Here is a 25165-nt window from a genome sequence, read left to right as displayed (position 1 = left end):
GTCAGCGCGGCCGTGGTGGCACGTCAGCTCCACGGGAACGGTGACCTGCTCACCGGGTGGAGCCGGCCCTGTTCGTACCGGGTGAAGCGGAACGGCTCGAGCAGTTCCTGCGGCTCCCCCAGCAGCTCGGCGGCCACCAGGTCGCCCACACCGATCATCTTGTAGCCGTGGTTCGAGTCGGCGATCACGTAGGCGTTCTCCCGGAACGTGTCGAACACGGGGAAGCTGTCGGGGGTGAAACAGCCGATGCCTCCGGACCGCTCGCGCCGGAAGTGGTCCGCGGCGTCGGCGAAGCGACTGTGGCAGTGGGCGAGTGCAGCGGTCCACATCCGTGCGAAGTCGTCTCCAACGACGAAGTGGGGACTGGCCGGGCCGTAGGGATCGACGGCGACGCCGCCGGCGGGCGCGTCGACGCGGACCGGCATGGTGCCGCCCTGCACCCCGCCGACGGCGCCGTCGGGCTTGTAGTAGATCCCCCACGGCTGGTCGGTGACCAGCGCGCCGTCCGCGTCGTGCAACGGAGCGTCGGTGTCGACGTGGACGACCGGGGGTAGGTGCCCCTGCTCGTCGGTCAGGATGCCGGGGTCGACGTCGAGCATGCCCTCCTGCAGCAGCCAGTAGGTCCACATGGTGACGTCGTCGTGCAGCCCGCCCTCGCCGTCGCGCACGGTGATGGTCGCCGGCAGGTCCAGCATCGCCCAGAGATCGCGGACCCACGGCCCCACGGCGACGACGACCTGATCGCAGCGGACTGTGCCGCGGTCGGTCTCGACCGCGTCGACCGCGCCGCCGTCCTCGCGGCGCAGGCCGGTGACCCGCGGTCCCGTGACGATCCGGACGCCCTCCGCAGTGGCCTTGGCCGCCAGGCCCTCGAGGGACGCGGTGTTGTGGGCGAAGCCGCCCCGCTTCTCGTGGAGCACGCTCGTGATGTTGCGCGCCCGCCAGTCGGCGAACAGGCCGCGCAGGTAGCGCGCGCTGGCACGCTCCCCCTCGATGAAGGTCGAGGGGTAGCCGATGTCGACCTGCTCGGCGTGGATGCGGGCGACGTCGTCGTGCATCGTCTCGTGGGAGATCTGCACGTAGCCGACCGGGTGGTACGCGAACGCGTCCGGGTCGGACTCCCAGACCCCCACCGAGTGGGCCATGAGGCGCCGCATCGCCGGCTGGAAGTAGTTGTTGCGCACGACACCACAGGCGATGCCGGATGCGCCCGCGCCCACGGCGGTCTTGTCGATGACCAGCACGTCGGCACCGACCCCACGGCCGGACGCGTGCAGGCGCCTGGCCAGGTGCCACGCTGTGGACAGCCCGTGCACGCCCGCGCCGATGACCACGTACGGGCTTGACGGTGGCAGCGACGTCATCTGCTCCCTCGACCGTTGCGCTCATGGCAACACCGTTCCCGCATGACGGTATCGGCCGTGACCGGTGACCACAATCCAGAGGGTGCAGGCGTGCCATGCCGGGGACGATCCTGCCGCGTGGGGGCCCGTTCAGCCGTCGCGGTGGGCGGACGGTCCGTCCAGTTGTCCGCCGTGCCAGCGCTCGATCAGGCGGCGTGCGATCGACACGCGCGGGGGCAGCACGACCTCGCCAGCCACGACGAGGTCGGCCAGGGCCGTCCGGGTGAACCACCGCGCGTCGACGATCTCGACGTCGTCGATCGTGATCTCGGTGCTCGACGCCTCCGCGAAGAACCCCAGCATCAGGCTGCGAGGGAACGGCCAGGGCTGGCTCCCAATGTAGGTCATCGCGCTCACCACGATCCCGGTCTCCTCGCGGACTTCCCGCGTGACGGCCTGCTCCAGCGACTCCCCGGGTTCGACGAAGCCCGCCAGTGTCGAGAACCGCCGTGCGGGCCAGCGGGCCTGGTGCCCGAGGAGGAGGCGGTCGTCGCCGTCGACGACCCCCATGATCACGGCCGGGTCCACCCGAGGGTGCTGCAGCGATCCGTCCCGCGTGCACACCCGTAGCATCCCGGCATCCGCGACCTCCGTGGGCGACCCGCACCGCGGGCAGTGGCCGTGGGTCGCATGCCAGGCCTCCAGAGCCACGGCGGTGGTCAGCAGACCGGCGTCGCGGTCGGACAGCAGTGCGCCGACCTCCCGCAGGGTGGCCGCCCGGCGCCGATCGACCGGCGCGGGAACGGCGAACAGCGCGGTGCCGTCGGCGTCCAGTCCCAGGAACCAACGGTGCGCCGAGTCGGTCGGTGGCATGTCCTCGGGCGCTGCCAGGAGCAGGGCCGGTGGATCTCCGGTAACGGCCGCCGCTCCGCCGTCGACGAGGAGCACCCGCGTGGACCGGTCGTTCCAGTGTTCCTTGAGCCAGGCGTCGTCGGAGCGACGGCGCGCCGCGCGGTCGACCGTGCCACGGGCGAGGGCGAGCGACTGGAGGGGTTGGCTGCTCACCCCGGCAATCGTCCCCGGCGCCGGTGCACCTCACGCCAGTGCTCCCGGCCCGCCGACAGGCCGTACGGGGTCGACATGAGTCCGGTCGGCCAGTTGCCGTAGTTGAAATGGTGGTGGTGCAGGGGCAACCGCATACTAGGCTGTCGCCCTGATGCGACGCCCGCGCACCCGGTACTCGGCCTTCGAACTGCTCCGGCGGGGCGCGACGGCGACGCCATGGCCGAGGGTCTGGCGATCACCGGACCTACGTTCCACGGCCGACGTCGTGGTCATCGGCGGCGGGGTCCACGGGCTCGCGGCGGCCTACTACCTGGCGGCCAACCACGGGATCACCGACGTCGCGGTGCTCGACAAGGGCTACATCGGCGGAGGCGGCTCCGGTCGCAACACCGCGATCATCCGCTCCAACTACCTGACCCCCGAGGGCGTACGGTTCTACGACCGGTCGGTGCAGCTGTACGAGCGGCTCGCGACCGAGCTGAACTTCAACGTCATGTTCTCCCAGCGCGGCCACATGACGCTCGCCCACAGCGACAGCTCGCTGCGGACCATGCGCTGGAGGGCGGAGGTCAACAAGCTGCAGGGCGTCGACTCGGAGGTCGTGGATCCCGCGGAGGTCAAGCGCCTCGCACCGCCGCTGGACGTCTCGACGGCCGCGCGCTACCCGATCCTCGGCGCCCTGTATCACCCGCCCGGTGGCATCATCCGCCACGACGCCGTGGTGTGGGGCTACGGGCGAGCCGCGGACGCACACGGAGTGCGCATCCACCAGCACACCGAGGTCACCGGCGTAACCGTCGCCGACGGACGGGTGCGCGGCGTCACGACGACGCAGGGCGAGATCGCCGCGCCGATCGTCGTCAACTGCACCGCCGGCTGGTCGACGCTCGTGTCGGACATGGCCGGCGTGCGCCTGCCCGTCACCACATTCCCCCTCCAGGCCGCAGTGACTGAACCGGTCAGGCCCTTCCTGCCGACCGTCATCGTGTCGGGCACGCTGCACGTGTACCTGAGTCAGACCGACCGCGGCGAGCTGGTGTTCGGCGCGTCGGTCGACCCCTTCGCGTCGTACTCGACCCGTGGGAGCCTCGCGTTCACCGAGGGGCTCGCCGGGCACGTCCTGCAGCTGATGCCGTCGTTGTCGCAGCTGCGCCTGCTGCGCCAGTGGGCCGGCCTGTGCGACATGACCCCGGACTTCTCCCCGATCATGGGCGTGACACCCGTCGAGGGGTTCCTGGTCGATGTGGGCTGGGGCACGTACGGATTCAAGGCGGGGCCCGTCGCGGGCGAGACGATGGCCGAGCTGATCGCGACCGGCAAGACCCCCGAGCTCATCGCGGACTTCGACCTCGCCCGCTTCACCGATGGCCGGCTGGTCGGTGAGAAGGGCGCCGCGGCGGTCGGACACTGAGCCGGGACGGACACGAGGGATGAGCACTATGCGCGGGAGGATTTCCGAGCCGTTGCGAGTCGAGCGGAGCTTCATGCGGAGCGAGACGAACAAGGTGTGCCGGAGGCTCCCTGGGCCGTTGCGAGTCGAGCGGAGCTTCATGCGGAGCGAGACGAACAAGTGATGCAGCTCGACTGCCCTAACTGCGGTCCGCGTGACGTCGCCGAGTTCCGCTACGTCGGTGAGCGCCACGTACGGCCGGACCCAGCCACGGCAGACCCGTCGGCCTGGCGCGCCTACCTGAACGTGCGGGCGAACCCGGCGGGATGGACCGACGAGACCTGGCTGCATCGCAGCGGCTGCCGCCGCTACCTGGCCGTCGAGCGGCACACGGTGACCAACGAGGTGCGCGGCGTTCGTGAGGCGCCGCCACCGGGCGGCGCGTCCGGGGTGCGCATTCACGCCGGTGAGCCGCCCGGTGGTGACCGTGCTGGAGGGCCGGCGTGAGCTACCACGTCATGCGGCTGGGCGTCCAGCCCGGCGAGGTGATCGACCGCGCGCACCAGGTGCGCTTCACGTGGAACGGTGCCACCCACCGGGGGTACGCGGGCGACACCATCGCGTCTGCGCTCGCCGCCCACGGCGTGCGGGTGTTCTCGCGCTCGTTCAAGTACCACCGCCCGCGCGGCCTGCTGACCGCGAGCTTCCACGAGCCCGGCTGCATGGTGCAGGTGGACGAAGAGCCGAACGTCCGCGGTGCCCACCGCCCGGTCGCCGACGGCATGGACGTCCGTGCGCAGAACGTCTGGCCGTCGCTGCGCTTCGACGTCAAGGCGGTCAACCAGCTCGTGGCCAGGTTCCTGACCTCGGGCTTCTACTACAAGACGTTCATGGCGCCGCGGCCACTGTGGCCCGCGTACGAGCGCGTGCTGCGCCGATTCGCGGCCGGTGGGACGGTGCCTGCGTCACCCCCTGACGCGACCTACGACCACCGCCACGCCCACGTCGACGTGCTCGTCGCCGGCGGCGGTCCCGCGGGCATGGCGGCCGCCGCGGCCGCCGCGGAGGACGGCGCGCGCGTCATGCTCGTCGAGGAGGAGCGTGCGCTCGGCGGGCACCTGCGCTGGGGTGACGCCGACCGGCGGGCCGCTGCGGACGAGCTGCGCGCCGCCGTGGCCGCCGCCGGCGTCGAGGTGCTGACCGACGCGGCCGTCACGGGACGGTACGACGGCAACTGGATCGCCGTCGTCCAGCGCGGCCTGGCGCACGTGACCGAGCGGCTCATCAAGGCGCGCGCGGGTACCCTCGTCGTTGCGGCGGGCCTGATCGAGCGCCCCTACGTGTTCGAGGGCAACGACCTGCCTGGCGTGATGCTGTCCACCGGCGTCCGACGCCTGATCAACCTGTACGCCGTGCGGCCCGGCACGTCGGCGGTGGTGCTGACCGCGAACGCCGAGGGCGACGCCGCCGCAGCCGACCTCGCCCGGGCGGGGGTCGACGTCCGCGCCGTGCTCGACGCCCGCCGCGGCGGCGACATCGTCCGTGCGCGCGGCCGCCGGGGCCTGGAGGCCGTCGAGTGCGGCGACGGGCGCACGATCACATGCGACCTGCTGGTCACCGCGACGGGGTGGACGGCACCGACGTCGCTGCTGAACATGTCGGGTGGCCAGCCCACGTGGGACGACTCCGCGTCCCGGTTCCTCCCCGCGGGCATGCCCGACGACGTCATGGCGGCCGGCGGGATCGCCGGCGATGGCACGCTCTCGCAGCTGGTCGAGCACGGCCGCGCGGTCGGCCGGCGGGCGGTCGCACAGGCGGCACATCGTGCGGCTGACGGCGCCCACGAGGCCGGCGCGGAGGCCGACCCGCCGCCGACCCTGCCCGTCGCACCACACCCGCCGTTGTTCCTGGGGCGCACGCACGGCTTCGTCGACTTCTCCGAGGACGTGACGTCCAGGGAGCTCATGAGCGCGGTCGCCGAGGGCTACGACCACATCGAGCTGGCCAAGCGCTACACGACCGCCACGATGGGGCCGCTCCAGGGCAAGCTCGAGGTCGTCAACACCGTCGCGGTGGTCGCCGAGGCGACCGGCCGCGACATCGACCGGACGGGCACGACGGTCTGGCGCCCCCCGTACGTCCCGGTCAGCCTCGGCGCACTCGCCGGCCGGATCCATGAACCGATCAGGCGCAGCCCGATGAACGATTGGCACGAGGAGCACGGCGCGGCCCCGCTGGTCGCGGGCGCGTGGATCCGACCCGACCATTACGGCGACCCCGAGGGCGAGGCGCGCAATGTCCGCGAACAGGTCGGCGTCATCGACGTGACCCCGCTGGGCAAGCTCGACCTGCGCGGACCGGACGTGCCCAGGCTGTTGAACCAGTTGTACGTCAACAAGTGGTCGAAGCTGCCGGTCGGCTCCGTGCGTTACGGGGTCATGTGCGCCGAGGACGGTGTCGTGCTCGACGACGGTGTCACTGGCCGGCTCGGCACCGACCACTACATCATGACCACCACATCGTCCGGGGCGCTGACGGTGTGGGAGTGGGTCGAGAACTGGCTGCAGACCGAGCGCCCCGGATGGCAGGTTCACGTCACCCCGGTCACCACCGCCTACGCCAGCATGAACGTCGCCGGACCGCGGTCGCGTGAGCTCCTGGCGCGGCTCGTCGACCACGTCGACGTGGGTCCGGACGCGTTCGGGTACATGCGGGTGCGCCGCGCGACCGTCGCCGGCGTCGGCGGCTGCTTCATGTGGCGCATCGGCTTCACCGGCGAGCTCAGCTACGAGGTCCACGTGCCCTCGGGGTACGGCCTCCACGTGTGGACCAGCCTGCTCGCGGCAGGACAGGATCTTGGGAGCCGTCCCTTCGGGGTCGAAGCCCAGCGCATCCTGCGGCTCGAGAAGGGGCACGCCATCGTCGGGCAGGACACCGACGGGCTGACGCAGGCGTATGGCGCCGACCTGGGCTGGGCCATCAAGCTCGACAAGGACGACTTCGCGGGCCTGCCGGAGCTGGCGTGGCAACGCGCCCGCGGCGACTACGACCGGCTCGTCGGCCTGCAGCCGGTCGACGGGTCGATCGTGCCGGCCGAGGCGAGCCAGATCGTTGAGGGGACGTCCACGATCGTCGGCCGCATCACGTCCAGCCGGATGTCCCCGACGCTGGAGCGGTCGATCTGCCTCGGCCACGTGGCTCCGCACCTGGCGGCGCCCGACACGCTGGTCACGGTCAAGCTGCCCGATGGCCGGCGTGTCCCGGCACGTGTGACCGCGCGACTCGCGCACGTCGACCCCGAGGGCGACCGCCTGCGCGCGGAGCACCCGTGGGAGGACACCCCTCGGGCGGTCCCGTCCGCGCCGGCCGTCGCGCGCACCCCGATCCGGCCGGCCGGACCGGTCGGGTACGTCGGCGGTTGGGAGATCGGCACCGGCCGGAGCGCCGCCGCGCTGCGGCTGGCCGACCACACACCGCTGCGCAAGGTCTGGATCGTCGCGCCGCGCGACGGTGCGATGGTCCACGGCCTTGGTCCGGCCGGCCGGGCCGTGCGGCGACCGGACGGCACGCTGGCATGCGGCGTCGGGCCAGGCGAGTGGATCGTGCTCGCACCACCCGAGGACCGCGAGGTGGTCAGTCGTCTCGCCGACAGGGCCGCCGAGCTCGACGAGCACGTGACGGTGATCGACCAGACCCACGGTCGTGCGCTGCTCCGGCTGACCGGCGACGCGGCCGCCGAGGTGCTCGCGGGGATCTGCGCGATCGATCTGCACGACACCGTCACCCCCGACGGAACCGCGCTGCGCACCCTGGTGGCGGCGGTCACGACCGACCTCATCCGAGACGACCGGGACGGCGTGCGCTCGTATCTTCTGGGCTGCGAGTGGTCGTCGGGTCGGTACCTGTTCGACGAGGTCTTCCACGCGGGTCGTACGCTCGGCCTGGCCGTCGACGGCTTCAACCCGTGAGCTGACACCGGGCGACGTACGCCCCACCGACACCGACCGTCCTGCAACCGCTGAGCGACACGAAAGGACCGACGGGTGCTCCTGGACCGCATGACCGACGCAACGATCATCTGCGCCGAGGGCTATCTGTTCGAGCTCGAACGGCGCGGCTACCTGCAGGCGGGCGCGTTCGTGCCCGAGGTGGTGCTCGATCACCCCGAGAAGGTCGCGCAGCTGCACACCGAGTTCGTGCGCGCCGGCTCGGACGTCATCCAGGCGTTCACGTACTACGCGCATCGCGAGAAGCTGCGGGTGATCGGGCGTGAGCACCACCTCGAGCCGCTCAACCGGACCGCGCTCGACATCGCCGCGCAGGTCGCGGCGGACACCGGGACGCTGTTCGCGGGCAACGTCTGCAACACCAACGTGTTCGAGCCCGACGACGCCGAACGGGTGCGACAAGTGACCGCGATGTTCACCGAGCAGGTCGGGTGGATGGCTGAGGCCGGCGTCGACCTGGTGATCGGCGAGACGTTCTGGTGGGGGCAGGAGGCGCTGGTCGCCCTGGAGGTCGTCGCCGCGGCCGGCCTGCCGGCGGTGATCACCTTGGCGCCGCACCGCTCGGGCACGACCCGGGAGGGGTGGACCTACGCGGAGACGTGCCGGCGCCTGCAGGACGCGGGAGCGCGGGTCGTGGGCCTCAACTGCATCCGGGGGCCGGCGACGATGCTGCCGCTGCTCGACGGGATCGTCGCCGCGGTCGACGTGCCGGTGGCGGCGCTGCCCGTCCCATACCGCACGACGACCGACGAGCCGACCTTCCAGTCGCTGCGCGACCCCGCCTACCAGGGTGAGCTGCCGGGCGACCGGCCGTTCCCGACCGCGCTCGATCCGTTCACGTGCCACCGGTTCGAGGTCGCCGACTTCGCAGTCGCGGCCCACCAGACTGGGGTGCGCTGGCTCGGGCTGTGCTGCGGCGCCGGTCCGCACCACGTGCGCGCGATGGCCGAGGCACTCGGGCGGACGCCGCCCGCGTCGCGGTTCTCGCCCGACATGGCCAAGCACGCGTTCCTGGGCACGGACGTGCGCCTGGCGCGCCAGGAGGTAGACATCGGTGGCCAGCTGTAGGTCTGGCGGGTGCCGCTCAGGCCGGGTGCATCAGCCGGACGACCGTCGTCCGGCTACCATCGATCGTGATCTCGACGCCCTCGCCCTTGCCCAGCGAGGCGATCAGCTCGCCGGTGAGCCCGTACACGGCCGCCTCGGTCGTGGGGCTGTGCCCGACGACGAGCGCGCGCTGGCCGTCGTCCAGCCGGTCGGCCACCCGCCGCAGTCCGGCGGCCAGTACCGTCGACTCGGCGTCGACGAGGTCCGGCGCGACCCGCATGAAGTCGTCGAGCTCGCCGCCACCGGCCTCCGCGTAGGCGGCGCGCCACCGGTCCTCGACGTCGGACCGCAGGCCGGCCTCGACGATCACGCCACCGGGCACCATCGTTTCCAACGCTCCGAGGATGCACGCGATGGTCTGGGTCGCACGCTGCGCCCCGGTCGACACCGCGAGATCGAACGGTCCGTGCAGCCTGGTGCCGAGCGCGACGGCGGCGGTGACGCCCTCCGCGCTGAGCACGTCGCCGTCGTTGTCGGTGTGTCGCAGGAGGACGATCGTCGTGGCCATCGGCGCCACCTCCTCGCCGACGAGCCTGCCCACGCACCCCCCGCAGGCACACGCGCGTCAGCCGGGGCGTCCCGCGAACGTCGCACCGATCTGCCGTGCGGCACGCTGAAGGTGCTCGATCGCCGCCCGCCGCTCGTCGGCGCCGAAGCGCCATGACGGGCCCTGGACGCCGAGGATGGCCAGCAGTGCGCCGTCGGCGTTGCGGACCGGCACGGCGACGGCGTGGAGGTCCTGCTCGCGCTCGCCGGTCGCGTCGGCCCACCCCTGCTGCCGGGTCCGCTCGACCTCGTCATGCAGCCGGTCGGGGTCGGTGATCGTCGCGTCGGTGAACGCGGTCAGTGGCGCGTCGGGGCGCTGGTCGGTGAACGCGAGCATCACCTTGCCGACTGCGGTGGCATGCGCCACGCTCGGCCGACCGAGCGTCGCCACGCTCTGCACCGACGCTGGGCTCTGGACGAAGTCGACCGTCAGGGCGGTGCCGCCACCCGCGACCGACAGCGTGGCGGTCTCGCCGGTCGCCGTCGTCAACATCTGCAGATGCTCGCGGGTGACCTCGCGCAGATCGAGCCGGGACAGCACCGCGTTGCCGTAGTGCAGCATGCGCAGCCCCAGGCGGTAACGGCCGGTCTCGGCGCTGTGGGCGACGAGACCGGCGCCGCCGAGCGTCGCGAGCAGCCGCGAGACCGTGCTCGGGTTGATCCTGGTCCGCCGGGCGATCTCGTTGGTGCCCAGGTCGCCGTCGGCGTCCGCGAGCGTCTCCAGCACGGCGACTGCACGTTCGACGGCGGCGACGGGCCGGCTGGCGCGCGGTTTGGCGCGTGACATGGCGGCGGCTCCTGAGACGGCGGACGTGCCGCAACCTTAGCTGTGATCCGTGGCTGGCCGGCTGGCGGCGGTCCTGTCCACACGATGCTGGAGGGTCGCGAGCGGATCACGGCGATGAGCGTGGTCCGCACCGGCCGACGGCCGTTCGGCGCTCCGGCCGTGACACCACACCCTTACGTCAGACACCCAACGCCATCACCAGATCACGTTGCTCCTCGCGACCCAGGAGGAACGCGGTCTCGCCGACGGTGCGGAACCCCCAGCGCCGGTAGAAGCTGATGGCCCTGGCGTTGTGCTCCCAGACCGTCAGCCTCAGCGTCCGATACCGGTGGCGCCGGGCGCGCGCGATGCTCTCGGACATCAGTGCGGCTCCCACGCCACAGCCCTGGAACGGCTCGTCGACGTAGAGGGACCCCAACTCGAGTGTCCCTCCGTCGGGCGTGGCACCGTGCTCGTGGCGGAGCAGGGCATAGCCGACGTCGGCGCCGTCCACCGCAGCGACGAGGTAGCACTGGTCCGGGTCGACGAGCGCCGCCGCGACGAAGTCGTGACGGAAGTTGGCAGCGATGAACGTCGCCAGGTCGTCGGCGGGCACATCAGGCGCATATGTGTCGTAGAACGTCTTCGCACCGAGTGCCGTGAGCATGCTCCCGTCGGTCCGTGTGCCAGGTCGAACGGTGACGGCGGGGGTGTCGGCGCGGCGCAGCGTCGATCGGGTGACCATGCCTTCGACCTCCTGTCGCAGTCATCGGGACGGTACGCGAAGACGGTCGCTCGCGCGCTGGTGACCGCTGCCCACATCGCCAGCTCCGCTGCCCAGGTCAGGGCTGCGTCCGCACGGCCACGGCGGCCGGCGGCACGGCAGAGCGGACGTGGCGGCCGGCGGCCCTGGGGGCGGTCCGGAACCAGCTGGAGACCGCGCTGCGTCCGGGCCTGGCTGGTCGGACGCCACCCTGATCGTCCGGCGGCGACGATAGATTGTGTCCGCGCAGCCGGCGCGTCGACCCCGGCGCCCCACAGGGTCCGCAGATGACCGCGACACCGGTACACCTCAGACGCCTCGTGCAGCGTGACATGGTCGTGGCTGCCGTGGCCCTGACGATCCTGCTGATCGTGACGTGGACGGTCCCGGAAGCGCAGCTCGCCGTCGAGAGCCCGTCGGCGCGCATCGCCGTCGAGACGCTGCGCCTGTGCGTGGTCGGTCTGACCGCCCTGGTGCTCAGCCTGCCGTTCGAGCAGCACGGGTCGGTCGTGCGCAACGCGTTCGTCGCCGCCCTGGCCGTGATCGCGGCGGCCTCTGCACTGTTCGCGGTGGTGCCGGCGATCGCGGCCGAGGTCAGCGGGTCGACCACGGCAGCGACCGACCGCTTCTACCCCTGGCTCGGCTCGCGCTACGTGGCCGGCCTGCTGTTCGTCAGCGCCGGCGCGCAGTGGCCCCGCCTCAGCCTGCGCAGCTACGTCGTGGGCTCGCTGGTGGTGTTCGTCGTCCTCGGCCTGCTGCTGTCGACGGTCGCGCCGCCCGCCCGCGAGCTGACCGGTGCCCGAGCCGACATCACGTGGCTGACGAGCCTCGAGGTGCCGCCGCTGCTGCTGTTCGCGTTCGGCGCGTGGCTGGCCGCACGCCTTGCCATCGCCAGCGGTGCGCCACTGGAGCGGTGGCTGGCGCTGTCCCTGCTGGTCGGCGTGTTCACCCAGTTCCAGGCCATCCGTCAGCCCGAGCTGCTCGGCCCGGTCGTGACGACCACCGACGCGCTGCGGGTCATCAGCACCGTGCTGCTCCTGGTCGGCGCCGCGCTGCAGGTGCGCCAGATGTCGCGCGACCGGGTCCGTGTCGTGCGGCTCCAGCGCCGCGAGCTGGAGGAGCGAGATGCGATGGTCGACGCGCTCAGCGGGTATGTCGCACGGGAGGAGACGTTCCGCGCCATCGTCCACCACGAGCTGGCGACGCCGATCGCGACGATCCGCGCGTACGCGCACGTCCTCGAGGGCGCCGAGGCGGATGACGATCGCTGGCGCGGCGCGCTCGACGGGCTGGTCGCCGAGGCCGAACAGCTGCACGTCCTGATCGCGCGCGTCGACGAACTCAGGTCGCTGGAGGCCACCGACTTCTCGTGCACGCCGCGCCCCGTGCGCGCGCTGCCGCTGCTACGCGATGTCGCGCGCTTCACCCGTGCGCTGCCCGGCCCCCACGAGGTCGACGTGCGGGCCGACGACGTGCGGATCCTGGCCGATCCCGTCCGCCTCGGCCAGGCGCTGCGCAACGTCGCGAGCAACGCCGTGCGCTACTCGCCCGACGGTGGGCGCATCGACCTGGTCGGCGAGGTGGCGGGCCCGGACCGCTACCGGCTGCTCGTCGTCGACCAGGGCATCGGCATCGACCCCGATACCACGGGCACGCTGCTCGCGCTCGCAGGCCGGGGTCGCAACGCGGCCGGCGTCGAGGGTGCCGGCATCGGCCTGTACATCGCCCGGCGGATCACCGAGGCCCACGGCGGACGGATCAGCATCGAACCGAACGTGCCGACGGGCACTCGGGTCGTGATCGAGGTGGGACGCGCATGATCACGGTCGTGCTCGTCGAGGACCATACCAGCTACGCGCAGGCGCTCGCGGCCGTGATCGAACTGACCGACGACATCGAGGTCGTCGGACGTGCGCAGTCGGCCGACGAGGCGGCCCAGGTGCTGGGGCGGCAGGCCGCGGACGTCGTCGTCGTCGACCTCGACCTGCCAGGCGCGAGTGGCATCGACGTGCTCGACGACCTCCGCGATCGGCAGGCGGCCGCGGCCGCCGTCGTCCTCACCGCACTGACGGACGAGGCCGAGCTGGGGCGTGCCGTCGAGGCCGGTGCGGCGGCGGTGCTGCACAAGTCGGTCGACGTGACCGAGCTGCTGGAGGTCATCCGCCGCGTCGCCCACGGGGCGACGGTGCTCGCCGCCGGGCCCACGTCGTCGTGGCTGCGTGCGCTCGCGGCCGAGCGGGAGCGCACGTGGATGGCCCGGACCATCCGCGACACGCTGACGCCCCGAGAGACCGAGATCCTCCAGCTCCTCGCCGCCGGGCACGGAAGCGATGCGATCGCGGCCCGCCTCGTGATCTCAGCGGACACGGTCCAGACCCACGTGCGCAACCTGTTGGGCAAGCTCGGTGTCGGCTCGCGCCTCGAGGCGGTGACGCTGGCGCTGCGGATGGGGATCGTGACGCCCGACAACGAGGACCCTGGGCCCTGACCCTTCACCCACGCGCCGCCATCAGCCCGCACGGGTAGCAGGATCTCCCCCGCGTCGGGTAGGAGCCGGCGGTGTCGGTCCACCATGCTTGACGCATGCCGCTGATCACGTCGACCCCCGCCCACCGCCGCCGCCGCACCTGGGCGCTGGTGGGCTGCGGGGCCGTCGTGGTCGCCGTCGCGGGCCTGTTCGCGCTGGGCAGGTGGCCCTCCGTAGCCGTCTGGGTCGTGCTCGCCGGCGCCGTCGGCGCGCACTGGGCGGGCCGACGCGCCTCGGACTGCGCGGTGCTGACCCGGCTCGCGGGGGTCCCACTGGCGGAGACTGCCGTGCCACCCGCACGCGTGCGACCGACGTCGCCGACGCCGGTCGCCGACATCGCCCGCATCCGCGCGGCGGGGTGCGGCATCGTCGAGGTCGACGGCGTCGATCGCGTCCTGCCGGCCGAGCATGTCGACAGGTACGAGATCGACGTGCTGCTCACGGGCGGCTGGGCGCACCTGGCGGTGCCGGCGGCCGAGCTCGACGCCGACGTGCCCGTCGACCTGCTCGCACGCCTCCCCGACGAGGCCGAGGTCTGGCTCGTGCGGACCCGCATCACGACGCTTGCGTTGGGTGCGCCACAGCTGCGCGCCGCGGCGGCCGACCGACGGAGCGCCCGGCGGTCCGCCGACGCGCAGGACACCGCGACCGGCCGGACGGCACCGCACCCATTGCGCCGCACCGTGGCCGGGTCGCGCCGATGACGCTGCTGGCCAGCGCGGGGCTGAGCTCCGATCAGCTGCTCGTCTTCTGGGCGTCGCTGCTCGCGCTGCTCGCCGTCGCGCAGGGGCTCGGTGCCCTGGCCCGGCGGTTGGGCCAGCCATCGGTCGTCGGCGAGCTCGCGGCGGGCATCGTGCTCGGGCCGTCGGTGCTCGGCGTCGTCGCGCCGGGCGTGCACGCGTGGCTGTTCCCCGAGGACGCGCTGCAGCAAAGCCTGCTGCTCGCCGTGTCGTGGATCGGCGTCGTGCTGCTGCTCGTCGGGACCGGCTTCGAAACCGACCTGAAGCTGCTGCGTCGGCTGGGCCGCGCCAGCGCCGGCGTCACGACCGGCAGCCTCGTCATCCCCCTCGCTGGCGGCGCGGTGCTGGGCTGGCTGCTGCCCCAGGTGTTCGTCGGCGACACGGCGTCGCGCAGCAGCTTCGTGCTGTTCATCGCCGTCGCGCTGTCGATCTCGGCGCTGCCCGTGATCGCGAAGGTCCTGTACGACCTGCAGCTGATGCGCCGCGACCTGGGGCAGATCACCATCGCGGCCGGGATGACCAACGACCTGGTCGGGTGGATCCTGCTCGGCGTCGTGGCGGGCCTCGCCAGCGCCGACGGCGCGCTGCTCGAGACCCTCGCTCGCAGCATCGGCGGGCTGATCGTGTTCGTGGTCCTGGCGTTCACCGTGGGACGCCGGGCGGTCGACCGAGTGCTGCGGGAGGTGCGGGAGCGGTCCTCACGCGCCAGCGCCCTCGTGGGCGTGATCGCCGTCATCGCGCTCGGCGCCGGTGTCGTCACCCAGTGGCTGGGAGTCGAGGCCGTGCTGGGGGCGTTCATCGCGGGCATCGTGATCGGCCAGTCGCGGTACGCCGACGCGCACGCCCAGGGGATCCTCGAGGACGTCACCCAGAGCATCTTCGCGCCGATCTTCTTCGCCACCGCGGGGCTGTCGGTCGACCTGTCGCTGCTGTTCACGCCGAGCGCTGCGCTGTGGACCGTGGTGATCATCGGGATGGCGGCGGCCACGAAGTTCGTCGGCGCGTACCTCGGTGGCCGCGCGGGCGGGCTGAGCGCGACGCACAGCGCCGCGCTCGGCGCGGCGCTCAACGCTCGCGGTGCGCTCGAGATCGTCGTCGCGACCATCGGCCTGAACCTCGGCGTGCTGACCGACACGTCGTACGCCGCGATCGTGGTCATGGCGCTCGTCACCTCGCTGGCGGCCGGGCCGGCGCTCAAGGCACTGCTGCGCGGTGAGCGGATCGGCGAGACCGAGTCCGCGCGTCTTGCACGGGAGGCGTTGCTCGCCGACAGCGTGGTCGGCGCCACCTCCGCACTGCTGCCGACGCGTGGCGGGACCAACTCGATCCCCGCGGCGAGGATCCTCGACGCGATCCTCCAGCCGGGCTCGTACCTGACGATGCTGACCGTCCACGGTTCGGCCGACGACGCAGCGGGCCGGCAGGGCGAGGCGGCGGTGGGCGCGCTCAGATCGCTGATCCACCGGCCGACGGTCAACTGGATCGACCGCATCGACGAGGACGCCGCGTCGGCGATCGAGGCTGAAGCGCGCCTGGGGTACGGCCTGATGGCGCTCGGCATGACCCACGGCGTCGGCGGCTCGGGCATGTCGGAGACCCTCGAGCGGATCATCGCGCGGTCGACGGTGCCGGTGCTGCTGATCAGCCGCAGTCCTGCGGCCATGTCGATGGAGCCTCCGATCCGCCACATCGCGGTGCCGTCGACCGGCACCCGCAGCGGTCGGGCGGCCCAGGACGTCGCGTTCGTGCTCGCCGAGCAGATGCAGGCGCAGGCGCATGCGATCCATGTCGTGGCAACCCCTGCGCCGCCGGGCCTGGACCCGGCCGGCATGGCGTCACTGACGTCGGGCGACGAGATGCTCGCGAGGTCCGCCGACATCGCAGCGGGCTTCGGGCAGACCGCCACGCTGCACCGCGCGCACGGCACGATGCTCGGCCAGGAGCTGCTGCGCCACGCCGAGCGGGTGCAGGCCGACCTGGTCGTCGCCGGTGTGGACCTGCACACGTCCGGCGACCGGGCCTTTATCGGCTACGACGCCGAGTACCTGCTCGGGCACGCGTCCCAGACGGTCGCCCTCGTCCTCATCCCCCAATGACCACGCCGGTGCGGGGCCAACGGCGGCCCGGCACCGGCGACGGGATGACGTGGGGTCAGGACTCGAGGGTCGCCTCGAGCGTGATCTCGTCGGCACCGGCAAGCACCTGCGACACGGGGCAGTTCTGCTTGGCGCCCTCGGCGAAGGTCTGGAAGGTGTCGGCGTCGATCCCGGGCACGCTGCCGCGGACTGTGAGGTGAATGGTGGTGATCCTCGGTCCGCCGGGATCGAACGTGACCGTCGCATCGGTCGCCACGCTCTGGGGCGTGTGGCCCTCCCGTGCGAGGTCCGCCGACAGCGCCATCGAGTAACACGCGGCGTGGGCGGCGGCGATGAGCTCCTCGGGGTTGGTCTCGTCGCCGGACTCGAAGCGCGACACGTAGTTGTAGGGACCCGAGTACAGGCCGCTGCCCAGTTCGAGGCGACCCTTGCCTTCCTTCAGGTTGCCTTCCCACCGGGCTGAGGACGTGCGTTCCAACGCCATCGACTGACCTTTCGGTTCGAGAGACTTCGCGAAGCGACCCCGTGCCGTGGAATCGCTGCGCGGGTCCATACCCGTGGTGGCACTTTCTCACCCGGGCGCCGCAGGGCGCGGTTCACGACGGGCGGTCAAAGAACTGGTCGATCAGGATGGGGTTGCCATCCGGGTCGACCAGCGTGATGTGCGCGGGTCCGGTGCCGTCCGGGTCGGTGGTCGTCTCGAGGTCGAGCCCGGCGGCCTGCAGGCGCGACTGGATGTCGCGGACATCGGTGAAGTCATCCGTGGGGCCCCACGGCGACCCGTCGGGCGGCACCGCGACACCTGGGTTGAAGGTCAGGATGTTGCGCTCGAACATGCCGTGGAACAGGCCGATCACCGCGGTGCCGCTGGCCATGATCAGGTACTGCTCGTCGGCGCTTCCGCCGGTGACCTCGAAGCCGAGGCGCTCGTAGAAGTCACGTGACACGTCCAGGTCAGTCACCGTCAGGCTGATCGAGAACGCGCCGAGGTGCGAGGAACCGGGCATCGCAGCTGCTCCTGTGTCGAGGTTGGTCCGCTCATCATGCCGGACCCGGCACGACCGCTGCGCACACATCAGACGGCGATCGTGTCGCGTGTGGCCGCAGGGAGCAGGCCGTCGAGCAGCGCGCTGAGCCCGAACAGGAACTGGTCGTGCGTGCGTGCGGTCACGACGTGGCCGTGCAGGGCCGGATCCAGCGCTGCCAGATCGGCCGTGGCCGGGGTCGCCCCCGGCGGCGCGGGCCGGCGGGCGTGGCGGGCCACGAGCTCGCCGACGAGGTGGTGCCACACGATCTCGCACGCACGTGTCGCCGCGACCGGCGACAGCCCGGCCGCGAGGAACGCCGTGGTCAGGTCATCGGTGATCCAGGCCACCGACCACCGGTGGGCGGCGAGGACGTCGATCGCCCAGGGGTGTCCGGCCAGCCAGTCGTGGACCTTGGTGGTGACGCGCGTGATCGTGCGCCGGGGGTCGGCTGACGTCGCCGGACGCCGCAGGCTGTCGGCGATGTGGTCGAGCAGCAGACGCAGCAGGTCGTCCCGATCCTCGACGTGGCGGTACAGGGCCATGGGCGAGCACCCGAGCTCGCGCGCGACCCGCCGCATCGACAGGCCATCGATCCCCGCGCCGTCGACGACCGCCCGCGCTGCCTCGACGATGCCGTCGCGGGACAGCCGTGGGCGTCGTCCCGGCCGCACCACCTGCCCTCCCCGTACCGTGTGCGTCCCCGCCTGGCGCGGGCGCCGCGTCGTTCTGTCCGGCGGAGCCGGTCCGCGAGTCATTTGTGGAACCAGGCCCCACAACGTCTGCGTACAGGTGTACACGATCGCATGCGACCCTCGACGCAGGGTCGACGGCTCAGGCGGGGACGCCACCCAGCGCGGCGCGGGCGTCGCCGACCGTGTACAGCGAGCCGGAGACCACGACCATGCCCTGACTGCCCGCACGCCACGCCGCGACACGGACGGCCTCGCCGACGTCGGGAACCCCCGCGGCGACGGGCAGGCCGCCAGCGTGGCACACCGCGGCGAGCTGTTCGGCGGTGGCGGCGCGCGGGCTGTCGGGCATCGTGACGACGACCTCGTCGACGACCGGGCGCAGCTGGTCCACGATCGCGGGGATGTCCTTGTCGGCCATCACACCGAGCACGGCGATGCGCCGCCGGTCACCGTGCAGCTCGCGCAGCGAACGGGCCAGCATCCGGGCCGCGGCGGGGTTGTGGGCACCGTCGAGCAGCACCGGGATCCCGTCGTCGGTGAACAGCAGCTCCAGCCGGCCCGGGGAGCGGACCCCTGCGAAGCCCGCACGGACGACCGCCGACTCCAGGGGTTGGCCGGTGTGGGCCTGCACCGCGGCGAGCGCACAGGCGGCGTTGTCTGCCTGATGGGCGCCGTGCACGGGCAGGTCGACGGTGAACACCGACCCGCCCAGGCCGCGCAGGCTGACGCGCTGACCGTGGGGCGTCAGCGTCCGTGCGATCACGCCGAAGTCCCGGTCGAGCACGTGCAGCCGGGCACCCCGCTCGGCGACCTCCTCGGCGATCACATGCGCCGGCGGGCCTGCGGTGTTCGCCGAGATGACGGTCGCGCCGTCGGCAGTGATGCCGGCCTTCTCCCAGGCGATCTCGCCGACGGTGGCACCCAGTTGCGGGTGATCCATCTGGACCCGCCCGAGCACTGCGACGTGGGCGTCGACCACGTTCGTCGCGTCGAAGCGGCCGCCCATGCCGACCTCGACGACTCCCGTGTCCACGCGAGCGCGGGCGAACGCCCACAGGCAGAGCGCGGTCGATGCCTCGAAGAACGTGACCATCTCGCCCGTCGCCTGCTCGACCCGCTCGATGTGTGGGCCCAGCGCGTCCAGACCGGCGAGCAGGTCGTCCACTGCCAGCGGCTCACCGTCGATGCGGAACCGCTCGCGCACATCCTGCAGGTGCGGCGACGTGTACGTGCCGACGCGCTCGCCGGCCGCCAGCAGCAGCGACGTGATCATGCGCGCGGTCGACGTCTTGCCGTTCGTGCCGGTGAGGTGGATCCCGGCGTACGCCCGCTGCGGTTCGCCCATCGAGTGCACGAGTGCCTGGATGCGCCGCAGCCCCGGCACCATGACCTCGGGCCGGCGGTTGAACAGCTCGGTGATCGCCTGCTCGTAGGCGGTCGTGGTGTGCAGGATGGTCACAGCAGCATCAGCATGGGTCGGGCGCCTCGACGTCAGGAGAGGCCGATGATGTTGCCGTCGCTGTCGATGTCGATGCGCTCGGCAGCCGGGTGCGACGACAAGCCTGGCATCGTTCGCATGTCTCCGCAGATCGGGTAGATGAATCCCGCGCCGACTGACGCCCGCACCTCCCGCACCGGCAGCATCCACCCGGTCGGTGCGCCCTTCAGCTTGGAGTCCGACGAGATCGAGAGGTGGGTCTTGGCGATGCAGACCGGCAGGTTGCCGTAGCCCGCCTCCTCGTAACGGTCGAGCTGCCGGGACGCCGCCAGGTCGTACTCGACGCCGTCCGCGCCGTAGACCCTGATCGCGATCGTCTCGATCTTCTCACGCAGGCTCGCGCTGTCGGGGTACAGGAACCTGAAGTCCGTTCGCTCCTCCGCCGCCTCGGCGACCGCCTCGGCCAGCTCCGCCGCGCCCGCACCCCCGTCGGTGAAGTGGGTGCTGATCGCCGACCGGGCTCCGAGCTCCGCGGCGATCTCGCGGATCGCCTCGTGCTCGCTGGGATGGTCGGTCGGGAAGGCGTTGATGGCGACCACGGGGGACACGCCGTGGAGTCGGATGTTCTGGACCTGCTTGCGCAGGTTCGCCGCGCCGGCGTGGACGTGGTCCGGGTTCTCGGCGAGCAGGTCGTCCGGCAACGGCCTGCCGGCGATGATCCTGAACCGTCCGGAGTGCGCCTTGAGCGCGCGGACGGTGGTGACGAGGACCGCGGCGTCGGGCGTCAGTCCGGACGTGCGGCATTTGATGTTGAAGAAGCGCTCGGCGCCCATGTCGGCGCCGAAGCCGGCCTCGGTCACCAGGTAGTCGCCACCGTGGATGCCGATGAGGTCGGCGACGACCGACGAGTTGCCGTGGGCGATGTTGCCGAAGGGTCCCGCGTGCACGAGCGCCGGCGTGCCCTCGAGGGTCTGCATGAGGTTGGGCTTGATGGCGTCCCGCATGATGACGGTCATGGCACCGGCGCCGCGCAGGTCCTCGGCGGTGATCGGCTTGCCCTCGACCGTGCTGCCGATCACGATGCGGCCCATCCGCTCCCGCATGTCCCGCAGCGAGGTGGACAGCGCCAGGATCGCCATCACCTCCGACGCGGCCGTGATGTCGAAGCCCGTCTGCCGGATCACCCCGTCGGTCCGCGAACCGAGTCCGACCACGATGTTGCGCAGCACGCGGTCGTTGACGTCGAGCACGCGTCGCCAGGTGATGCTGTGGCGGTCGGTCGAGAAGAAGTCGTCGTTCTGGTGGATGTGGTTGTCGATCATTGCGGCGAGCAGGTTGTGCGCCGCCGTGACCGCGTGCATGTCGCCGGTCAGGTGCAGGTTGAGCTGCTCCATCGGCACGACCTGGCTGTAGCCACCGCCGGCGGCGCCGCCCTTGATGCCGAACGTCGGGCCCATCGACGGTTGGCGTATGGCGATCGTGGCGCGCCTGCCGATGTGACCGAAGCCCTGGCCCAGGCCGACCGTCGTTGTCGTCTTGCCCTCGCCCAGTGGGGTCGGCGTGACGGCGGAGATCACGACGTACTTCGCGCGCGGCCGGTCGGCCAGCGCGTCGATCGCGTCCAGCGAGATCTTGGCCACACCGTGGCCGTACGGCTCCAGCAGATCCGGGCGGATGCCCATCTGCCGGGCGATGTCCTCCAGCGGCTGCAGGTCCGCGCCGCGGGCGATCTCGAGGTCACTGGGAAAGGTCATCGTGCGCTCCTTGCGTACCGTGTGAGGAGGTCCCGCCGCCAGGCCTCGGTGCGACGGATCTCGTTGAATGTGAACAGGTGCCAACCGGCGACGCCCATCGCCGGGTCGGCCAGCGTGGGCAGCAGCCCCTCGACCAGCGCGTCGGGCTGGTAACCGCCGATCAGCCTGGCCACCGTCCCGCCCTGCTTGCGGACGAAGCGCAGCGAGTCGCCGATGCCGACACGCATCGAGATGCGCACGAGCTTGGCCAGGTCGACGGCGCCGGGCAGGCCGATGTGGATCGGCAGGCGCGTGCCCCTGGCACGGACGGCGGCCACCCATCCGGCGGTGACCTGCGGGTCGAAGCAGATCTGGGAGACGATGTACGACGCGTACGGCTCCTTGGCGTGCATCACGGCGATCGTCGTCTCGTCCGGGATGAAGGCGTGGCTCTCGGGATATCCGGTGATGCCGATGCGCAGCGAGTGACGGAGGTCGGCCATAGCGCGCAGCAGGTCCACCGTGCCCTCGAACTGGCCCGCCGGTGCCTGGGCGTCGCCGGCCACCACGAAGATGTCATCGATGCCCAGGTCGGAGACCTGCTGGAGCAGGTCCTTGAGCTGCACCGTGTCGGCGACCGAGCGGGCAGCCACGTGCGGCACGACCTGCAGCTCCTCGCGGCGCAGCAGCGCCGCGAGGGCCAGCGTGGCGTCGATGCCCCTGGTCGGCGAGGACGTGACCGTGACCACCGCGTCCGCCGGCAGGTGGGCCAGCTGCTCCTCGACGCCCTTCATCGGGATGATCTCGAAGCGCGGTCGCGCGAACGACGCCCGGACGAGCTCGCTGTCGGACTCTGCCATGGCATCTCCCAGCCGGGCCGGACGGTGGCCAGTGGCTCACCGCCCGGCCGTGACCTCCCGCGGGCCTCGGGGACCGGGTCAGACGATGGCCGCGGCGTCCTGCTTGGGCCTGTCCTTCCTCGGATCGACGAACGGCTTCTCGACGATGACGGCCTGGTTGCGTCCGTGCTGGGTCTCGACGACCAGCTCGGTGCCGTAGGGCTCGTAGCGGACGGGCACCATGGCGTAGCCGATGTTGCGCTCCAGCGCGGGCGACCACGTCGCCGAGGTGACCTTGCCGACCGGCTCTCCGGACGCGGGGTCGAACACCGGGAAGAAGTCCGGCATGGAGCCGTCGCTGAAGTAGCCGACGTGGCCGCCCCCGATCTCCACCCCGACCAGCTTGCGCTTGACGCCCTCGGCCTTGATCCGCTTGAGCGCGTCCTTGCCGATGAAGTCGGCCTCCTGGTCGAGGTCGACCATCCAGGTCTCCTCGAAGCCGTACCCGACCTCGAAGGGGTTGGTGTCGAAGTCCATGTCGTTGCCCTGCGACAGGAAGCCGCCCTCGATCCGCCGGATGTGGCCCGGGCCGGTCACCTGGATCTCGTGGGGTCTGCCGGCCTCGAGCACGGTGTTCCACAGCTTGATGCCATGCCCGGTCGCGTTGCGAAGGTAGATCTCGTACCCGACCTCGCCCGAGAACCCGGTGCGCGACACCACGACGTCCATGCCGTCGAGCTCCCGCTCCTCGGCGTGGTAGTAGGGGATCTCGAGGATGCTGTCGCCGAACAGGTCGTGGGCCACGGCGGCGGCCCTCGGCCCCTGGATCTGCACCGGCGCCACGTCGGGCTCGGTGATCTGCACGTCCATCCCGGAGCTGTAGGCCAGGCCCTTGCACCACAGCAGCACGTCGCTGTCCGCCAGGGACAGCCAGATGGTGTTCTCCTCCAGCCGCAGCAGGATCGGGTCATTGAGGATGCCGCCCTCCGGCGACGTGATGAACACGTATTTGCACTGCCCGACCCTGCATTTCGTCAGATCGCGTGGCACGAGCATGTTGGCGAAGTCGAAGGCGTCGGGCCCGGTGATCTGCACCTGGCGCTCGACGCTGACGTCCCACAGCGTCACACGGTTGACCAGCGCGTCGTACTCGTCCAGCGGGTCGGTGTACAACCGCGGGTGGTACATGCGGTTGTAGACGCTGTACAGCTTCACGCCGTGCTCGCGGTGCGCGTAGTAGTACGGCGTCCGGCGGATCCGGGGGTACAGCAGGATGCCGGGGTTCTCATTGATCGCCAACGCGATTCCTCCTCCAAATGATCATGTCGGACCGGCGGTCGCCGGATCGTGAGTGTCAGAGCCGCGCCGACCACCGCGGTCCGTGCGGTGGCCCGGCTGCGCCGGACAGTGCTGTGTCGTGGCCCGACCTGATCGGACCGGACGTGCAGCAGGCCGTAGTTGCGTCGGGGGACGCGGCGACCTGTGTCATGCTGCAGGCCGCAGTCGCCGCAGCCCACTCGTGCCGCCCCGCTGATCAGCGGGGCCGAGGGCGGTGCCGGAGACCGGAGCTGTGTGATGCACTGCGGTGCCTGTTGCTGCATGTGAAACGCAGGAGCTTATGGCGCAACAGTGTGTCCGGCGCGGACTGCGCCGTCAAGCCCCCGATCGGGTGTCGCAGGCGTCCCGCCGTCAGGCGATCAGGCGGAGCACGATCCCCGCGCGGGGCTTGGGCGAGAACAGGGTCGACTTCGGTGGCATCACGGCGTCAGCGTCGGCGATCGTCATGAGCTCGTGCATCGTCGTCGCGCGCAACATGAAGCCGACCGCCCGATGCCGCCGGCAGTGCGATGCGACGGCGTCGGCGTCCCCGGCAACGTAGGTCAGGCGCGGGTCGATCCGCGGCTCGTGCACGCCGAACACCGGTGCAAGCACGTGTTCCTGAAGAACGCTCACCGCGAGCGCGTCGAGCGGATCGACGTCGACCGTATCCGAGGGCACGACCAGGCGGAACCAGTCGCCATCGACGAACGCGGTGAACATGCGCGGATCGTCGGGCGGAACGGGGCGCTCGAGCAGGGTGACGTGGACGTGCGTCGCCAGCGCGCTCAGCAGGTCCGAGGTCGTGGGGCCACGTGGCCGGGCGACCGCCCGGTGGAACGGCAGGATGCGCAGCTCGTCGTCAGGGTACAGGGCGGCGAGCAGCCACTGGTCCGCGGCGTCCTGTCCGCTGCCCTCCGCGCGGCCCGCCGCCGCCATGCGTGAGGCCGCCGCGAAGCGGTGGTGCCCGTCCGTCACGTACAGCCGCGGCAGCCGTGCCGCGGCTGCACGGATCGCGCGCACCTCGTCGGTTCCGGCCGCCGTCCACAGCGTGTGCTCGACGCCGTCGTCCGACGTGAACTGAAGGTGTGGGGGGCGCGCTGTCGCCCTGCGCGCATGCGCGCGCATGTGCCGGTCGGCGCGGTACGCAACTGCGACCGGGCTGCCGTCGGCGGCGACGCGCCGCTGGAAGGCGGCCAGGTCCTCCTCGCGCTCCGCCCGGGTGTGCTCGTGACGGACGATGCGCCCCTCGTCGTAGTCCTGGATCGCCACCTCCGCCACCAGGCCCGTCTGGACGTGGTCATCGGTGGCCAGCCGGTACCAGGCGAAGCGCGGCCCCGTGCCGTCGGTGAACACGCCGTCGGCGAGCAGCCGCTCGAGCGCGCGGCGGTTGCGTGCCAGGTGCTCCACGCCTTCCGGTGCGCGGAGCACGTTCAGGAAGCTCAACGGGTCGGCTGCTCGGGCCATGCGCTCCTCGACCGGCAGCGTGTCGAAGGCCGGCGCGGCGACGCGGGCGGCCAGCGCGGGCTCGACGACGTGCAGGTGCGCGGGGCGGATGCCGAGCCGGTCGGTCGTCTCCGCCACCACGGCCTCAGCCCATCCGCCGGCGGAAGTCGGCCATGAACGTGGCCAGCGCGTCGGCGCCGTCCTGCGGCATCGCGTTGTACAGGCTCGCGCGGCAGCCTCCCACGCTGCGGTGGCCCTTGAGCCCGACGAAGTCGTGCTCGGCCGCCTCGGCCAGGAACCGTGCTTCGAGGTCGGTGTCGGG

Annotated in this window: 21 protein-coding genes; 8 read left to right on the top strand and 13 right to left on the bottom strand. The window is 71.8% G+C overall.

Annotated elements, in window-relative coordinates; translation table 11 throughout:
* Positions 1–23 precede the first annotated feature (23 nt).
* Positions 24–1364 carry an FAD-binding oxidoreductase gene (locus VK923_07490; GenBank protein ID HSJ44507.1) on the bottom strand — a complete coding sequence of 447 codons (1341 nt, stop codon included), beginning with the start codon at positions 1362–1364 and terminating at the stop codon, positions 24–26.
* Positions 1365–1493: 129 nt separating this feature from the next.
* A complete protein-coding gene (gene nudC / locus VK923_07485; protein ID HSJ44506.1) occupies positions 1494–2408 on the bottom strand; it encodes an NAD(+) diphosphatase in 915 nt (304 codons plus the stop codon).
* 151 nt (positions 2409–2559) lie between these two features.
* Between nudC and VK923_07480 the strand changes: the two genes are divergently transcribed.
* The 4 genes from VK923_07480 to VK923_07465 all read left to right on the top strand — a co-directional run bounded on the left by VK923_07480 (position 2560) and on the right by VK923_07465 (position 8873).
* Positions 2560–3819, top strand: coding sequence for an FAD-dependent oxidoreductase (locus VK923_07480; GenBank protein ID HSJ44505.1), 1260 nt, complete (start codon positions 2560–2562; stop codon positions 3817–3819).
* 162 nt (positions 3820–3981) lie between these two features.
* Positions 3982–4305 (top strand): sarcosine oxidase subunit delta, encoded by a 324-nt coding sequence (locus VK923_07475; GenBank protein ID HSJ44504.1) that lies wholly within the window; start codon positions 3982–3984, stop codon positions 4303–4305.
* The gene (locus tag VK923_07470) at positions 4302–7766 is read left to right on the top strand and encodes a 2Fe-2S iron-sulfur cluster-binding protein (protein HSJ44503.1); all 3465 of its coding nucleotides are present in this window, start codon (positions 4302–4304) and stop codon (positions 7764–7766) included. Before VK923_07475 ends, VK923_07470 begins: the two co-directional genes overlap by 4 nt.
* Positions 7767–7841: 75 nt before the next feature.
* A complete protein-coding gene (locus VK923_07465; protein ID HSJ44502.1) occupies positions 7842–8873 on the top strand; it encodes a homocysteine S-methyltransferase family protein in 1032 nt (343 codons plus the stop codon).
* Between the two features lie 16 nt (positions 8874–8889).
* Here VK923_07465 and VK923_07460 read toward each other — a convergent pair whose 3' ends face one another.
* The 3 genes from VK923_07460 to VK923_07450 all read right to left on the bottom strand — a co-directional run bounded on the left by VK923_07460 (position 8890) and on the right by VK923_07450 (position 10969).
* On the bottom strand, positions 8890–9420 hold the full coding sequence (locus VK923_07460; protein HSJ44501.1) for a histidine phosphatase family protein: 531 nt from the start codon (positions 9418–9420) through the stop codon (positions 8890–8892).
* Positions 9421–9477: 57 nt separating this feature from the next.
* Positions 9478–10245 (bottom strand): IclR family transcriptional regulator, encoded by a 768-nt coding sequence (locus VK923_07455; protein HSJ44500.1) that lies wholly within the window; start codon positions 10243–10245, stop codon positions 9478–9480.
* 178 nt (positions 10246–10423) lie between these two features.
* Positions 10424–10969 (bottom strand): N-acetyltransferase, encoded by a 546-nt coding sequence (locus VK923_07450; GenBank protein ID HSJ44499.1) that lies wholly within the window; start codon positions 10967–10969, stop codon positions 10424–10426.
* 305 nt (positions 10970–11274) lie between these two features.
* Between VK923_07450 and VK923_07445 the strand changes: the two genes are divergently transcribed.
* From VK923_07445 to VK923_07430, 4 genes are all read left to right on the top strand, one after another.
* Positions 11275–12807 carry a HAMP domain-containing sensor histidine kinase gene (locus VK923_07445; GenBank protein HSJ44498.1) on the top strand — a complete coding sequence of 511 codons (1533 nt, stop codon included), beginning with the start codon at positions 11275–11277 and terminating at the stop codon, positions 12805–12807.
* Positions 12804–13475, top strand: a complete 672-nt coding sequence (locus tag VK923_07440) for a response regulator transcription factor (protein ID HSJ44497.1) — start codon at positions 12804–12806, stop codon at positions 13473–13475. Before VK923_07445 ends, VK923_07440 begins: the two co-directional genes overlap by 4 nt.
* A 95-nt stretch (positions 13476–13570) precedes the next feature.
* Positions 13571–14218 carry a hypothetical protein gene (locus tag VK923_07435; protein HSJ44496.1) on the top strand — a complete coding sequence of 216 codons (648 nt, stop codon included), beginning with the start codon at positions 13571–13573 and terminating at the stop codon, positions 14216–14218.
* Positions 14215–16350: a cation:proton antiporter gene (locus tag VK923_07430; protein HSJ44495.1), complete on the top strand. Its 2136-nt coding sequence runs from the start codon at positions 14215–14217 to the stop codon at positions 16348–16350. Before VK923_07435 ends, VK923_07430 begins: the two co-directional genes overlap by 4 nt.
* Before the next feature lie 55 nt (positions 16351–16405).
* Here VK923_07430 and VK923_07425 read toward each other — a convergent pair whose 3' ends face one another.
* From VK923_07425 to VK923_07390, 8 genes are all read right to left on the bottom strand, one after another.
* Positions 16406–16834, bottom strand: coding sequence for an OsmC family protein (locus VK923_07425; protein HSJ44494.1), 429 nt, complete (start codon positions 16832–16834; stop codon positions 16406–16408).
* A gap of 112 nt (positions 16835–16946) precedes the next feature.
* Positions 16947–17357 carry a VOC family protein gene (locus tag VK923_07420; protein ID HSJ44493.1) on the bottom strand — a complete coding sequence of 137 codons (411 nt, stop codon included), beginning with the start codon at positions 17355–17357 and terminating at the stop codon, positions 16947–16949.
* Positions 17358–17425: 68 nt separating this feature from the next.
* Positions 17426–18052 (bottom strand): TetR family transcriptional regulator, encoded by a 627-nt coding sequence (locus tag VK923_07415; protein ID HSJ44492.1) that lies wholly within the window; start codon positions 18050–18052, stop codon positions 17426–17428.
* Positions 18053–18209: 157 nt separating this feature from the next.
* Positions 18210–19529 (bottom strand): folylpolyglutamate synthase/dihydrofolate synthase family protein, encoded by a 1320-nt coding sequence (locus tag VK923_07410; GenBank protein HSJ44491.1) that lies wholly within the window; start codon positions 19527–19529, stop codon positions 18210–18212.
* Between the two features lie 32 nt (positions 19530–19561).
* Positions 19562–21262, bottom strand: a complete 1701-nt coding sequence (locus VK923_07405; protein HSJ44490.1) for a formate--tetrahydrofolate ligase — start codon at positions 21260–21262, stop codon at positions 19562–19564.
* Entirely contained in the window at positions 21259–22101 is an 843-nt protein-coding gene (locus tag VK923_07400) for a methylenetetrahydrofolate reductase (GenBank protein ID HSJ44489.1), read from the bottom strand. Before VK923_07400 ends, VK923_07405 begins: the two co-directional genes overlap by 4 nt.
* 78 nt (positions 22102–22179) lie before the next feature.
* Positions 22180–23379 carry a glycine cleavage T C-terminal barrel domain-containing protein gene (locus tag VK923_07395; protein HSJ44488.1) on the bottom strand — a complete coding sequence of 400 codons (1200 nt, stop codon included), beginning with the start codon at positions 23377–23379 and terminating at the stop codon, positions 22180–22182.
* Positions 23380–23769: 390 nt separating this feature from the next.
* Positions 23770–24981, bottom strand: coding sequence for a DUF1015 family protein (locus VK923_07390; protein HSJ44487.1), 1212 nt, complete (start codon positions 24979–24981; stop codon positions 23770–23772).
* Positions 24982–25165: the final 184 nt, after the last annotated feature.

Source organism: Euzebyales bacterium (assembly GCA_035461305.1).
GTDB lineage: Bacteria > Actinomycetota > Nitriliruptoria > Euzebyales > JAHELV01 > JAHELV01.
Note: the sequence above shows the minus strand (reverse complement) of the source record. Positions and strands in the feature narration are given on the sequence as shown.

Excerpts from the sequence above, each read along its gene's own strand:
- VK923_07480 (HSJ44505.1), top strand. The coding sequence starts at position 2,560 with ATGCGACGCCCGCGCACCCGGTACTCGGCCTTCGAACTGCTCCGGCGG.
- VK923_07490 (HSJ44507.1), bottom strand. The coding sequence starts at position 1,364 with ATGACGTCGCTGCCACCGTCAAGCCCGTACGTGGTCATCGGCGCGGGC.
- VK923_07405 (HSJ44490.1), bottom strand. The coding sequence starts at position 21,262 with ATGACCTTTCCCAGTGACCTCGAGATCGCCCGCGGCGCGGACCTGCAG.
- VK923_07440 (HSJ44497.1), top strand. The coding sequence starts at position 12,804 with ATGATCACGGTCGTGCTCGTCGAGGACCATACCAGCTACGCGCAGGCG.
- VK923_07420 (HSJ44493.1), bottom strand. The coding sequence starts at position 17,357 with ATGCCCGGTTCCTCGCACCTCGGCGCGTTCTCGATCAGCCTGACGGTG.
- VK923_07460 (HSJ44501.1), bottom strand. The coding sequence starts at position 9,420 with ATGGCCACGACGATCGTCCTCCTGCGACACACCGACAACGACGGCGAC.
- VK923_07475 (HSJ44504.1), top strand. The coding sequence starts at position 3,982 with ATGCAGCTCGACTGCCCTAACTGCGGTCCGCGTGACGTCGCCGAGTTC.
- VK923_07425 (HSJ44494.1), bottom strand. The coding sequence starts at position 16,834 with ATGGCGTTGGAACGCACGTCCTCAGCCCGGTGGGAAGGCAACCTGAAG.
- VK923_07435 (HSJ44496.1), top strand. The coding sequence starts at position 13,571 with ATGCCGCTGATCACGTCGACCCCCGCCCACCGCCGCCGCCGCACCTGG.
- VK923_07455 (HSJ44500.1), bottom strand. The coding sequence starts at position 10,245 with ATGTCACGCGCCAAACCGCGCGCCAGCCGGCCCGTCGCCGCCGTCGAA.
- VK923_07450 (HSJ44499.1), bottom strand. The coding sequence starts at position 10,969 with ATGGTCACCCGATCGACGCTGCGCCGCGCCGACACCCCCGCCGTCACC.
- VK923_07445 (HSJ44498.1), top strand. The coding sequence starts at position 11,275 with ATGACCGCGACACCGGTACACCTCAGACGCCTCGTGCAGCGTGACATG.
- VK923_07400 (HSJ44489.1), bottom strand. The coding sequence starts at position 22,101 with ATGGCAGAGTCCGACAGCGAGCTCGTCCGGGCGTCGTTCGCGCGACCG.
- VK923_07430 (HSJ44495.1), top strand. The coding sequence starts at position 14,215 with ATGACGCTGCTGGCCAGCGCGGGGCTGAGCTCCGATCAGCTGCTCGTC.